This is a genomic window from Alloprevotella sp. (assembly GCF_057240785.1).
This window is the reverse complement of sequence record NZ_DBHHRH010000002.1, coordinates 112,107-125,223: the sequence shown is the minus strand read 5'-3', so window position 1 is coordinate 125,223 and position 13,117 is coordinate 112,107. Positions and strand designations below refer to the sequence as shown.

At 47.5% G+C, this 13,117-nt stretch carries 9 protein-coding genes; 5 read left to right on the top strand and 4 right to left on the bottom strand.

The features are described from left to right. Window positions 1–72 precede the first annotated feature (72 nt). Window positions 73–2,376: an NADP-dependent malic enzyme gene (locus ACO4R2_RS00820; protein ID WP_484768818.1), complete on the bottom strand. Its 2,304-nt coding sequence runs from the start codon at window positions 2,374–2,376 to the stop codon at window positions 73–75. A gap of 222 nt (window positions 2,377–2,598) precedes the next feature. On the opposite strand from ACO4R2_RS00820, the gene ACO4R2_RS00815 reads away from it, so the two are divergent. Continuing rightward, window positions 2,599–3,225, top strand: a complete 627-nt coding sequence (locus ACO4R2_RS00815) for a TetR/AcrR family transcriptional regulator (protein ID WP_484768817.1) — start codon at window positions 2,599–2,601, stop codon at window positions 3,223–3,225. Window positions 3,226–3,303: 78 nt separating this feature from the next. Here ACO4R2_RS00815 and ACO4R2_RS00810 read toward each other — a convergent pair whose 3' ends face one another. Beyond that, window positions 3,304–3,789 carry an ArgR family transcriptional regulator gene (locus tag ACO4R2_RS00810; RefSeq protein WP_311490711.1) on the bottom strand — a complete coding sequence of 162 codons (486 nt, stop codon included), beginning with the start codon at window positions 3,787–3,789 and terminating at the stop codon, window positions 3,304–3,306. Window positions 3,790–4,493: 704 nt separating this feature from the next. Between ACO4R2_RS00810 and ACO4R2_RS00805 the strand changes: the two genes are divergently transcribed. From ACO4R2_RS00805 to ACO4R2_RS00795, 3 genes are all read left to right on the top strand, one after another. After that, window positions 4,494–8,345, top strand: coding sequence for a TIM-barrel domain-containing protein (locus tag ACO4R2_RS00805; RefSeq protein ID WP_484768816.1), 3,852 nt, complete (start codon window positions 4,494–4,496; stop codon window positions 8,343–8,345). Between the two features lie 276 nt (window positions 8,346–8,621). Next, window positions 8,622–9,215 carry a thymidine kinase gene (locus ACO4R2_RS00800; protein WP_484768815.1) on the top strand — a complete coding sequence of 198 codons (594 nt, stop codon included), beginning with the start codon at window positions 8,622–8,624 and terminating at the stop codon, window positions 9,213–9,215. Further along, a complete protein-coding gene (locus ACO4R2_RS00795; protein ID WP_484768814.1) occupies window positions 9,202–9,723 on the top strand; it encodes a hypothetical protein in 522 nt (173 codons plus the stop codon). Before ACO4R2_RS00800 ends, ACO4R2_RS00795 begins: the two co-directional genes overlap by 14 nt. A gap of 205 nt (window positions 9,724–9,928) precedes the next feature. Here ACO4R2_RS00795 and ACO4R2_RS00790 read toward each other — a convergent pair whose 3' ends face one another. Beyond that, window positions 9,929–10,603 carry a zinc metallopeptidase gene (locus ACO4R2_RS00790; protein ID WP_484768813.1) on the bottom strand — a complete coding sequence of 225 codons (675 nt, stop codon included), beginning with the start codon at window positions 10,601–10,603 and terminating at the stop codon, window positions 9,929–9,931. 180 nt (window positions 10,604–10,783) lie between these two features. On the opposite strand from ACO4R2_RS00790, the gene ACO4R2_RS00785 reads away from it, so the two are divergent. Further along, on the top strand, window positions 10,784–11,263 hold the full coding sequence (locus tag ACO4R2_RS00785) for a methylated-DNA--[protein]-cysteine S-methyltransferase (protein ID WP_484768812.1): 480 nt from the start codon (window positions 10,784–10,786) through the stop codon (window positions 11,261–11,263). Between the two features lie 48 nt (window positions 11,264–11,311). On the opposite strand, the gene ACO4R2_RS00780 is transcribed toward ACO4R2_RS00785, so the two are convergent. After that, the gene (locus ACO4R2_RS00780) at window positions 11,312–13,078 is read right to left on the bottom strand and encodes a putative transporter (RefSeq protein ID WP_484768811.1); all 1,767 of its coding nucleotides are present in this window, start codon (window positions 13,076–13,078) and stop codon (window positions 11,312–11,314) included. Between the last annotated feature and the right edge of the window lie 39 nt (window positions 13,079–13,117).

Genomic DNA, 13,117 nt, shown 5'->3' with positions numbered 1-13,117 from the left:
TAAAAGAAAGGAGCAACCGCAGCCAGTTATCAACCGAGCGATTACTCCCTTTCTTATACAAGAAGAAACTTTTTACAAATTGGGCAACTCTTCGAGTTTACTCTGTACGGTTGCATCGAGCACCGCAACGGCTGTGACATTGACGATGTCGCGCACGCTGCTTTCGAAGTCTGTAAAATGGATTGGTTTGTTCAGTCCCATCTGAATAGGGCCTATCACTTCTCCATCATCGGCCATATTGATAGCTTTCACCATCTTATAAGCCGAATTGGCCGCTGAGAGAGTGGGGAAAACAAGTGTGTTCACGTCCTGTCCTTTGAGGCGCGTAAAGGGATACTTCTCATCGCGAAGCTGGCGGTCGAGGGCGAAGTTTACCTGCATCTCTCCATCTATCGCTAAGTCGGGGAATTCTTGTTGCATCCGACTGACTACATCGTGCACGACAGCAGGCTTGCCTTCATTGTCCGAACCAAAGTTGGAATAACTCAACATGGCTATAGTCGGAGTGCGGTTGAAGAAGCGTACCGTTGAAGCCGAGAGCTTGGCGAGGTCGTAGAGTGTTTCCTCGTCTGGGTCGCGGTTGATGAGCGTGTCGGCTATGAAGAAAATGCCTTTTTTAGAGGAAATCAGGTGCATAGTACCAAAGTGCGAGTAGCCCTCCCGTATGCCAATCACTTCCTTTGCTACCTTGATCGTATTACTATATTTGGTGTATAATCCAGTAATGAAAGCGTCAGCGTCGCCAGTTTCCACCATCATCATGCCAAAGTAGTTTCGCTCATACATCTTGTCCATTGCTTCCTGCAAGGTGTACCCCTCGCGCTGCTTCTTTTCGGCCAACAGACGGGCGTAGTGGTGGCGGCGGTCAATCTGCGAATCGTCGCGAAGATTCAGCAGCTGGCAACCCGTCAAGTCGAGATGCAATTCAGCCGCTAAGGCTTTAATCTTGATTTCGTTACCCAAAAGGATAGGTTCGCAGAATCCCTCCTCCTTTGCCTGCACTGCAGCCTGGAGCATAGTAGGGTGAGTACCCTCGGCATAAACCACGCGCTTCGGGTGGAGCTTTGCCGCGGCATATAGATTCTGCGTGAATTTAGTTTCCTGCCCCATGAGTTCGCGCAAGTGCTGACGATAAGCGCGCCAGTCGGAGATGTCCTTTCGTGCCACGCCACTATCGATAGCGGCCTTTGCCACCGCCATGCTCACCTCCGTGATGAGGCGCGGATCAACGGGCTTCGGAATGAAATAGTCAGGGCCAAAAGTGAAGTTGCGCACATGATAGGCACGATTCACAATATCGGGCACAGGGCGGCGAGCCAGTTCGGCAATGGCGCGCGCCGCAGCCATTTTCATTTCTTCGTTGATGGCCGTAGCAGCCACGTCCAACGCACCGCGGAAAATATAGGGAAAACCAATGACATTATTGATCTGATTGGGATAGTCCGTGCGCCCCGTAGACATCAGCACGTCTGGACGAGCCGCCTTAGCTTCTTCGTAAGAAATCTCGGGCACAGGATTAGCCAATGCAAAGATGATGGGATTTTTAGCCATTGTGCGAACCATCTCTTGTGATACGATATTTCCTTTTGAAAGACCTACAAAAATATCAGCCCCAACCATTGCTTCGGCCAAGGAATGTACGTCTGTGCGAGTGGTGGCAAATTCGCGCTTTTGTTCGGTGAGATTGGGGCGATCTGCCGTTATCACACCTTTAGAATCAAGCATCACAATGTTTTCCTTACGCACACCGAAAGCACAATAAAGACGGGAACAACTGATAGCGGCTGCACCGGCACCGTTTACCACTACTTTCACTTCTTCCATACGCTTTCCTGCCACATCCACGGCATTTAGCATTCCGGCGGCCGAAATAATGGCCGTGCCGTGCTGGTCATCGTGCATCACGGGAATATCGAGTTCTTCCTTCAGTCGGCGTTCAATCTCGAAACACTCAGGTGCTTTGATGTCCTCCAAGTTGATACCGCCAAAAGTGGGGGCGATAGCTTTGACCGCTTGTATAAACTTTTCGGGGTCTTTCTCGTCCACTTCTATATCGAAAGCATCCACGCCAGCGTAGATTTTGAAGAGGAGTGATTTTCCTTCCATCACGGGTTTGCCACTCATAGCGCCGATGTCGCCCAAGCCGAGAACGGCCGTGCCGTTACTGATCACAGCAACGAGGTTACCTTTGTTGGTATAGCGATAAACGTCGTGCGGATTTTTCTGAATCTCAAGGCATGGCTCAGCCACACCAGGTGAATAGGCCAGAGAGAGATCTGTCTGTGTGCGATAAGGCTTTGTGGGAACAATCTCAATCTTGCCGGGCTTGCCCATTGCATGATAATGCAAGGCAGCTTCTTTAGTAATTTTCACCATACTTATCTGGTTTGTTCTTTATAATGTATCTCTATTTTGCAAAGATACATTTTTTCATTAGAAAGCACCCACTGACTAACAGATGTACTGCAAGAATCATTCTTTTTAGAAGAAATCCTTGCTGCTAAAAGTAAAGAAAGACTAAAACTTATAGCTAATACAGAAGTTTTTATCTTAACTTTGCGGATAAGACATTTGGAATTATACAATTTAAGGGAACAAATGAAAGCGATAAATGATAAAGCGTTACTACGGGAGCGAGTGATTGCTGCGGGGCAGGAACTGTTTCACAAACGCGGTATCCGAGCCGTTACGATGGACGATGTATCGCATCAGCTCCATATATCTAAGCGCACACTCTATCAACTCTTCGATACAAAAGAGAGCTTGCTCCTTGCGTGCCAGCAAAAAGCGATGGCAGAGCACCAACAGCAAATTGAAAATATCATGGCGGAGACTGACAACGTCATAGAAATCATTCTCAGCGATCTCCAACTCAACATGATGGAAATCCAGAAATTTTCAAAAGAGTTTCTCAACGATCTTCCTCTCTACGACAAACTGCGGGAGAATATGTTGTGCCATCGAAAGGAGAACAAGGCCAACGCCCTTGAGTTTATCGAGCGCGGCATCAGTCAGGGACTTTTCCGTTCCGAGATCAATCCAGAAATGGTTTATGAAGTGGGTGTGGCTATCATAGATGCCTTGATAGAAAAAGGGTTTTACAACACCGTTCCTCTCTTTGAACTTCTCTCTTCTTCCACTATCGCTTATCTCCGCGGTATTTCCACCGAGAAAGGCATTGAGTTGCTCAACGAGTTTGTTGGCAAATACAAATCAGAAGAATAAGTATTTTTTTGAAGATATATAACGGCGTCGGTCAACATCTCATGAGTGTTGACCGACGCCATTGTTATTTCTCAAAATTTATAAGAGCACAGCCTTGAGTGCGGGAATCACGCTGGAGAGTGCGTCAATGAGCTGCTGGCGTTCGATACCTTCAGCTTGCGCCACAAACAAGGTGTCGTAGCCCGCCACCGTACCTGCCACTTCAGGCAAATGATGGCTATCAATATCGGCAGCAAGCCCCGCCGCATAGCCCGGACGTGTGTGGAGAACGGCCAAAGTGCCCGAAAAGGTGATGCCTACAACGCCCGTGTTCTGTAAATATTCTGGTAAAGCCTCAATAGGTATCGGTCGGCGGTAACCTTCTGTCTTGGGAAGAATCAGTTGGTAGCCATCTGGCGTCTTTTGTCGCAAGGCGTGAAGCTTCTGCAAATCGCTCGACACCGTAGGTTGTGAAACCTTAAAGCCTGCGCGCGCCAATTCGCGTTGTATGTCAGCTTGCGACCTCACCACTTTGTTGGAAAGAATGATCCTCAGAGCCTCCAACCGCGTTATTTTCTTTGCCATTTCTCTTATTACCGTTTCGGATAGCAAAGATAAAGCAAAGATTAGAATTGGGCAATATCAGATTTTCTCAAATCTCGCTATAATTTTATGTGTCCTATTCGTCCGAAAAGCTCGATAACTACATCTTATCTCCCACAAGTAAAACCGCCCTATTACTTGACAAACCACTATCTCAATATAGCGTGCAAAAAGTGGGGAGGAAGCAAAAAACCGCATTAAAATATCCACCTTAACCTTTAAGTTTTGGAAAAATACCTGCTTTTTGACGCTCAACAACACAAAAACGCCCTCTTTCTTCATTAAAACGCTCGTATTTTTCCTTATCCTGTCGGCCGATACAATAAGGATGTCAGCTGACAGCCTTATTGCATTTCAAAATATCCTTATTGTATCCATGGGTAGCTTTATCGGACGGGCAACTCAGCAAGACTTGCAGGTGCACCGCTCTATTTCGGTTTTGATTTCGAGAGATTCTCAGAGCCGCAGAATACGAATTCTCTTGACAAAGTGCTGTGCAACTATCATGGCCTTTATGCGGCTCATAATCCAGCAGAACTCTCACTGCAATAGCTTTGTTTTGCGGCCTTATCCTTCAACTCTCGCTCACTCTCGAAGGGAGGAAGCTGCTCGCCCCTTGTATTGAATGGATATTCTTTGTAAATTTGTGCCTAATTTGGAAAATCGAAATAACAATTATACACCCGATGAAACATTACACATCAAAAGGACGAGGACGTTGCGCAGCTTTGGCGCTCGCTCTGCCGCTCGTGGCCGGCGTTCCGGCTATGGCCTTCGTTCCGTCCTCCATGGTCACTATCAGCCAGACTGCTAGCGCAATCAGCGGAGTGAATCAACTGAACGCTACCACCTTTGAGGTGCGCTATCAGAACGGACAGGTGCTCACCATCGACTTCTACGGTGAGAACATCTTCCGTCTGTTCCAGGACAACAAGGGCGGAAAGGTGCGCAATCCGCAGGCACAGCCGCCCGCACAAATCCTCGTGGACAATCCGCGAAAGAGCGTGGAGCATATCAACTTGACAAAAGACAATGGCTACTATATCATTGCTACGCCGAAAGTACAACTTCGCCTAAATGCTACTTCAGGGCTTCTCTCCGTGCTCAACGGTGAGGGAACAGAAGTGGTGCGCGAGCTGGCAGCTGCCAATATCACGGATGCAAAAACCACCCTCACATTTGCTGCTCAACCCAATGAATATTTCTATGGTGGCGGCGTGCAAAATGGTCGTTTCTCCCATAGAGGAAAGTCTATTGCCATCGAAAACACGAACAACTGGGTGGATGGCGGTGTGGCTTCTCCCACTCCTTTCTATTGGTCAACAAAGGGGTACGGCCTTTTGTGGCATACTTTCAAGCCTGGTCGCTACGATTTCGGAGCAGAAGATGCTAAGAAAGTGACGCTTTCCCACTCGGAGAATTATCTCGACGTATTCCTCATGGTAGATAAAGAACCGTCATCTTTGCTTTCCGATTTCTACCAGCTGACGGGAAATCCCGTGCTACTGCCAAAATTTGGTTTCTACGAAGGTCATCTCAATGCCTATAATCGTGACTACTGGACGGAGAATGAAAACGGCTTCATGGCTTATGAGGACGGCAAACGCTACAACGAGAGCCAAAAGGACAACGGAGGTATCAAAGAAAGTCTCAATGGTGAGAAAAATAATTATCAGTTTTCAGCTCGCGCCGCTATAGATCGCTATCTGAAAAACGATATGCCGCTCGGATGGTTCTTACCTAACGACGGCTACGGAGCAGGCTATGGCCAAACAGCCACGCTTGATGGCAACATTGCCAACTTGAAAAGCTTTGGCGATTATGCGCGCTCGAAGGGGGTACAGATTGGTTTGTGGACACAAAGCGATCTCCACCCGAAAGACGGCATTGAAGCTCTGCTACAACGCGACATCAAAAAGGAAGTAGGCGTGGCAGGCGTCCGTGTCTTAAAGACCGACGTGGCTTGGGTAGGTGCCGGCTACAGCTTCGGCCTCAACGGTGTGGCCGATGTAGGCGAAATCATGCCGAAGTACGGCCACGATGCGCGCCCCTTTATCATCAGCCTCGATGGTTGGGCAGGTACGCAGCGCTACGCGGGAATCTGGTCGGGCGACCAAACAGGAGGCGACTGGGAATATATTCGCTTCCACATCCCCACCTTCATCGGTTCGGGACTTTCTGGGCAGCCCAATATCACAAGCGATGTGGACGGCATCTTTGGCGGTAAGAACGTGCCGGTGAATGTACGCGAATTCCAATGGAAAACGTTTACACCGATGGAGCTCAATATGGACGGTTGGGGCGCAAACCCGAAATATCCGATGGTGCTTGGTGAACCCGCTACGAGTATCAACCGCTCTTATCTGAAGCTCAAATCAATGCTGATGCCCTATACTTACAGCATCGCAGAGGAGGCAGTTTACGGCAAGCCCATGATTCGTGCGCTCTTCCTCGACTATCCTAACGACTACACGCTCGGCACGAAGACGGAGTACGAATATCTCTACGGTCCGAGTTTCTTAGTAGCTCCTATCTATAAGGACACCAAAGCCGACAAGGAGGGCAACGATATACGCAACGGTATATACCTGCCCGAAGGCAAATGGGTGGACTATTACGACGGACAGATTTTCTTTGGTGGTCGCATTATCAACAACTACGATGCGCCGCTTTGGAAACTCCCCGTCTTTGTGAAAGCGGGCGCCATCATACCGATGACGAACCCCAACAACAATCCTTCTGAAATCCGCAAGGACTATCGCGCCTACGAGCTTTATCCCGATGGTGCAAACTGCTTTACGGAATACGACGACGATGGTGAAACGCAGGCATATCTCAAGGGTGACGCTACGCACACCGATATCATGAGTAGCTTGGTGAAGGATGTACTCAACGTGAAGGTGGAGAAAACTGTAGGCAACTATAAAGGCTTTGAAGCTAACAAGGAAACAGAATTCTTCATCAATGCTACGCGTGCCCCCAAAAAGGTGGTGGCTAAAGTGGGTGGTAAGAATGTGAAACTCACTAAGGTTACCAGCTTGCAGGCTTATGAAAATGGTCAGAATGTCTTTTTCTTCAATCCGTACCCTAATCTGAATCGTTTCGCCACAGCAGGTAGTGAATTTGAGAAAAAAGAGATTACGAAGAACCCGCAGTTGCTCGTCAAGCTTGGTAAGACTGACGTAACGAAGAATACAGTAGAGCTACAAGTGAAAGGTTACGAATTTGCGCCCGTCAGTGCACTGCTGAAAACTTCTGGCCCGCTGTCTGTCCCCAACGTAACGTTTACAGACGACAACGTAAAGACGTACACGCTCACGCCTTCATGGGAAAAGGTGCAGAATGCAGACTACTACGAAATAGAGTATGACGGTCAACTCTATTCTACAATTACCGACCAGGAACTTACCTTCGACGGCTTGAAACCCGAAACTGACTACAGCTTTAAGGTGCGCGCTGTCAACAAGGAGGGTTTCTCTCCTTGGTGCGCAGTGAAAGCTCGCACAAAGGCTGATCCTTATCAGTTCGCCGTGAAGAACATCATGGGACAAACCACTTGTGAGAACCAACCCGGAATGGGAGTTAACAAACTCTTCGACTACGACCAGCGCTCAACATGGCACTCGAAATGGGGCAAAGGCGATGCAGTGCCTTTTACGCTTACACTGGATCTCCGCTCTGTGAATGAACTCGACAAACTGGAGTATCTCCCACGCGAAGACGGCGGCAATGGTACGCTGACAAAGGGAACAATCTCTTACTCCACAGACCGCCAAACGTGGTCGAAGCCTATTGACTTTACGTGGAACCGCGATGGAGAGACGAAGACCTTTGCTTTCGAAGGCAATCCCTCAGCTCGCTACATCCGCTTGAATGTGACGGAAGCCGCTGGCAACTTCGCAAGCGGACGCCAAATGTATGTGTTCAAAGTTCCAGGTAGCGAAAGCATCTTGCAAGGCGACATCAACCACGACAAGCGTATTGACGAGAACGACTTGACAAGCTACATGAACTACACAGGCCTGCGCCGCGGTGATGCTGACTTCGATTATGTGAGCAGTGGCGACATCAATAAGAATGGTCTTATTGACGCCTACGACATCTCTATTGTGACAACTCAGCTTGACGGAGGTGCGGCACAACGCGCGAGCGACAAGGTGAGCGGAAAACTGCTCCTGACAGCAGACAAGAACAGCTTCGCTGCTGGCGATGAGGTTCGTATCACTGTGAGCGGTAAGGATCTGAAATGCGTTAATGGTTTGAGTTTCGCTCTGCCTTATAGCACAAGTGAGTTTGAATACCAAGGTATCGAACTTATCAATATGAAAGACATGGTGAACCTCACTTACGACCGTTTACATACTAACGGTCAGAAGGAGCTCTTCCCCTGTTTTGTGAACCGCGGTAACAATTTCTTACTGGAAGATGGTAAACTTTTCGTCATCAAGCTCAAAGCTAAGAAAGCAGGCAAATTCAACCTTAAAGCTAAGGACGGTCTTCTTGTAGATCGTAGCTTGGGCACTTGTAACGCCTTCTGAATTACAAAAGACTGAATACTTCCCAACAGCCACCAGTTCTTTATCGACTGGTGGCTGTTTCTTTTTGGGCGGTACATCCATAGGAAATAATCTATATATAGAATATGAAACGCTCCATAATGGCACGTTTCATTACGGTTGTTTCAAATAAGAAATATCAAATGAGTTGTGCGCCCCAATAATTTTAGGAAATTTATCAGTAGCATAGAGTCTCTCTTATAGAGAAACAAACAGAATAATTTATTATCTTCGCTCTCCGAAAATCAACTCAGAGGAATGAATCACTATTTTCAACACGAATACATGCGCCACGGACATATTGAAGTGATCTGCGGTTCTATGTTCTCGGGCAAAACGGAAGAACTCATCCGTCGCCTGAAACGCGCCCAGTTTGCCCATCAGAACGTGGAAATCTATAAGCCCACTATTGATACGCGTTATAGCGAAGAAAACGTGGTCTCTCATGATTCCAACGATATCAAATCAACGCCAGTGGATGCCCCAAATAGTATTCTGCTGCTGGCTTCCGATGCTGAAGTGGTGGGAATCGATGAAGCGCAGTTCTTCGACGAAACGCTCGTAGATGTGTGTAAGAAAATGGCTGATGCGGGCAAGCGCGTCATTGTGGCAGGACTGGATATGGACTTCTTAGGTAATCCTTTCGGCCCAATGCCCGCACTGATGGCTATTGCCGAGGACGTTACGAAAGTTCACGCTATCTGTGTGCGCTGCGGCAATCTGGCACAATTTAGTCACCGCATCGTGAAAGGCGAAAAGCAGGTGATGCTTGGCGAAAAGGATGAATACGAACCGCTCTGCCGCGATTGCTTTAGCAAAGCCATCAACAATCATCCTCATGAAGTGGAATAAACTGAGACAACTCTATCGGCAGAACAAACATCAGTTTTGGAAATATATCTTCTATCAGTTCGGCATCTTCCTACTAACCTTTGGGAGCGCATTCGGATTGTTTTTCTTGATCGATTTCCTTTCTGAAAAAATGGGGTATGGGCATCCCTCCTCGAGCACAAGAATGCTGATCGTCATTGCTCTTATGCTCCTTGCCTTTCTCATCTTTGCCATTATTTATCATCTCTTGGGAAAAGACAAAGATGCGGAAGAAAGCGAAAAACCGAAGCAATGGTATCAGAATTTTTGGATACAGATAGCATGGTTCATCATTATCATATCTATGGGCTTTGCTGCTTTCTTCTTTCTCGATACTTATTTAGAAAAACTCCCTCAAGAATGGGCTTGGATTTACATTGCTTGGAAGTTTGGAAAGAAAGTTGTTCTTCTCGTCCTCGCCCTTATTATTTGGCTGCGCACCAAATGGAAGAAGAAACAGCTTAAAAATACTCCGTCGGCTGACAAATAAGTTTTATTCTCGCCTTCAGAAACTTCTGTAAGATAACTTTAGACGCTTCACTTTCATTATCAAAAAGGGATTTGCAATCTACTGAGTCATAAAACGGAATAGGAGAGTAGTAAGCAATAAGAATAAAAGAACGAGACACAATTGGCAAAGAGAAAGGCCTTTGCAGTTGTGTCTCGTTCTTTATAGGGGTTTTCTGCTGACTCTCTTAGTCGCGGTTATTCGAATATATGAGAGCATAATAGATGAGTGTGGCAAGCGAACCGAGTGCTGCAACAACGTAGGTGTAAGCAGCAGAGCGAAGTGCGCTAACTGCCATCGGATAGTTTTCTCTACTGGTGATACCTGCTCCTGCAAGCCATTGCGTAGCACGTCGGCTGGCGTCAATCTCAACGGGAAGAGTGATGAAGCTAAACAGAGTGGTCAGTGCGAAGAGTACAATACCTCCCAAGAGGATTCCAGGCATTGCGTTGACAAGTATCATACCTGCCAAAAGTACCCATTGCACCCACTGCGAAGCAAAGTTTACTACAGGAACGAGGGCCGAACGGAGTTGCAGCGGTGCATAAGCCCTTTCGTGCTGAACAGCATGGCCACATTCATGAGCTGCAACGGCTGCGGCAGCAACAGAGCAACTCCCATAAACGCCTTCGCTAAGGTTGACGGTCTTGTCGGTAGGGTTATAGTGGTCTGTGAGTTGCCCCGGAACCGACGTAACACGCACGTCATAGATTCCATTATCGCGGAGCATTTTCTCCGCTACTTGTGCGCCCGTCATTCCGCTGGCAATGGGAACACGAGAGTATTGCTTGAATTTCGACTTGAGGTTCGACTGAACCAAATAGCTGATCACGGCGAAGACGCCAAATATAATCCAAATCATGAGTGTCGGATTTTTTTTAGTTAGTACTTATTGTTTGTTGAGGCTTACTATACAAAAGTATGCCAAAGATACGGAAAACAATCAGTAGTGCAGATATATTGACATATTTTAGGGACTTCACGATACTTCTTAAGGATTTCTTCCTACATTTGTGTGTATTTCGATTGAAAATCATCTGATATGATCTACACTCACTCCTACAATTCTCCATTGGGGCGTATCGTGTTGGCAAGCCATGAGGACGCATTGATAGGACTCTGGTTTGAGGGACAGAAATTCTTTGGCACAACGCTCTGTGAGGTGAGTGTGGAGAAAAAGAATGCTGTACTTAGCGAGGCGCATCGTTGGCTTGATTTGTATTTTTCGGGTTGTCGGCCAGATTTTGTACCACCACTGCGACTCTTGGGCACTCCCTTTCAGCAAAAAGTGTGGCAACAACTGTTGGCAATACCGTATGGTGCCACCACTACTTACGCCCAATTGGCCCTTACTTGCCACACTTCGGCGCGCGCCATTGGCGGAGCAGTAGGGCGAAATCCCATATCGCTGATTGTGCCCTGTCACCGCGTCATTGCTTCCGATGGTTCGCTCACAGGCTACGCTGGAGGAACAGACAGAAAAAAGGCACTGTTGGATATGGAACAGTGCTTGATAGGATAGAAAAGAAAAAGAGCAGTCCGCAGAGGACTGCTCTTTTATTATAGTGCATCAAACGAGCGGTATGAGTATCAAGAGAATGAGCTGAGCCGTAAGAATTCGCAGGAACATAGAGAGCGGATAAACTGTGGAGTAACCCACTGCTGGCGCATCATTATTGGCTGTTTGATTGGCAAAAGCAAGTGCAGGGGGATCCGTATTCGTACCAGCGATAAGACCCATCAGTGTGAAGTAGTTCAACTTCATCTTGAGGCGTCCATAAAGACCGCAAATCATAATGGGGATGACCGTGATGAGGAAACCCATCCAAACGTAGTGGTAACCGCCATTAGTGACCGTGTTCCAGAATGTAGCACCTGCTTGAACACCCACGCCAGCCAAGAAGAGTACGAGCCCCACCTCGCGAAGCATCAAGTTGGCACTGTTGGTAGTATAAGCCGTGATCTTAAACTTGTAGCCAAAAGCTCCGATGAGGATACCGAGCACCAACGGGCCACCAGCCAAACCAAGCTTTACGGGTTCGCTGATTCCGGGGATAGGAATAGGAATTTGTCCCAAGAAAATACCGAGCAGAATACCAAGGAACATCATTCCAACGTTGGGAGCTTCGAGACGCTTTTGCGTGTCGCCCACGATAGCACGAACGCGATTGATATTTTCCTCCGTACCCGTCACGCGGATATGGTCGCCCATTTGCAGACGGAAGTTTCTGCGCGCAAAGAGTGTCATACCAGCACGTGAAACACGTGTGACATTAACGTTGTAAAGGGAAGAGAAATGTAAGTCGTTGAACGTCATACCATTCACCTCAGGCTTAGAAATAATGAGTCTTTGTGAGATATAACGCTTCTCTTCTTCAGTTTCTTTCTTCCAGTCCTCGTCAATCAGTTCACCCATCAAGGCGATGATAGCTTCCTTGTCTGAAGTAGCAGTAACGATGTAGAGTTTCATTCCTTCTTCCATCACAGTGCTTTCTTTCGGAATGAACATTTCGCCATCTTTCTTTGCACGAGAGCAAACGAAGTCGCCCTTCACAAAGTTGTGAAGTTCTTGAAGCGTATGGCCCACTACGGCTTTGTTCGTAACGCGCAGAATGAAATGTTCGGGAACTGAAGAAGGATCTGCCTCGTTGGCGTGTTCATATTCTTTGGCCTCTTTGTCGAGACTAACTTTGCAAATATAGCGAATAGCGATGGTGGCACCGATGATACCCACAACCGCCAGCGGATAGGCACAAGCGTAGCTACTACCTATGTTGAAACCTGGATCGTAGTCGGCACTTCCGCCCAGCAAGCGCGGAAGGATATTATTGGCTGCACCCAAACCAGGCGTGTTAGTAACAGCGCCATAGAGAGTACCCGTCATCATGGCGAGATTCTTTTTGTTCAGTGGATCTCCAGGAGAGTAGAACCAAATGAAATAGAGCGCCAGCATGACAGCAATGTTGAGAACAATCAGTGCAGTGGAGAGAAGATTCATCTCAACCCCACCTTTTTTGAAAGTGGCAAAGAAGCCCGGGCCTACTTGCAGACCAATGCAGTAGACAAAAAGCACCAGGCCAAATTCCTTGATGAAATTGATGATGAGCGTTTGGTTGGCCATGGCTGTTGCCATTTCCCCGTTAGAAGGAGCCACTACAAACGTGTGGTAAAGGTGTCCGGCGAGGATTCCGACGAACAAAACGAAGGTTACGCCGAGGGAAATACCGCCCAGTTTAAGTTTACCCAACTTTACACCCAACCAAATAACCAGCGCAAAGAGGAGTGCCAAGTGCGCAGGCAGCACAGGGTTGTTGATGATTTTAATTAACCATTCCATAAGTTAGAAAGAAAAACGTAAAAAGTTATATAGTTTTAA

Excerpts from the sequence above, each read along its gene's own strand:
- ACO4R2_RS00820 (WP_484768818.1), bottom strand. The coding sequence starts at position 2,376 with ATGGTGAAAATTACTAAAGAAGCTGCCTTGCATTATCATGCAATGGGC.
- ACO4R2_RS00815 (WP_484768817.1), top strand. The coding sequence starts at position 2,599 with ATGAAAGCGATAAATGATAAAGCGTTACTACGGGAGCGAGTGATTGCT.
- ACO4R2_RS00810 (WP_311490711.1), bottom strand. The coding sequence starts at position 3,789 with ATGGCAAAGAAAATAACGCGGTTGGAGGCTCTGAGGATCATTCTTTCC.
- ACO4R2_RS00805 (WP_484768816.1), top strand. The coding sequence starts at position 4,494 with ATGAAACATTACACATCAAAAGGACGAGGACGTTGCGCAGCTTTGGCG.
- ACO4R2_RS00800 (WP_484768815.1), top strand. The coding sequence starts at position 8,622 with ATGAATCACTATTTTCAACACGAATACATGCGCCACGGACATATTGAA.
- ACO4R2_RS00795 (WP_484768814.1), top strand. The coding sequence starts at position 9,202 with ATGAAGTGGAATAAACTGAGACAACTCTATCGGCAGAACAAACATCAG.
- ACO4R2_RS00790 (WP_484768813.1), bottom strand. The coding sequence starts at position 10,603 with ATGATTTGGATTATATTTGGCGTCTTCGCCGTGATCAGCTATTTGGTT.
- ACO4R2_RS00785 (WP_484768812.1), top strand. The coding sequence starts at position 10,784 with ATGATCTACACTCACTCCTACAATTCTCCATTGGGGCGTATCGTGTTG.
- ACO4R2_RS00780 (WP_484768811.1), bottom strand. The coding sequence starts at position 13,078 with ATGGAATGGTTAATTAAAATCATCAACAACCCTGTGCTGCCTGCGCAC.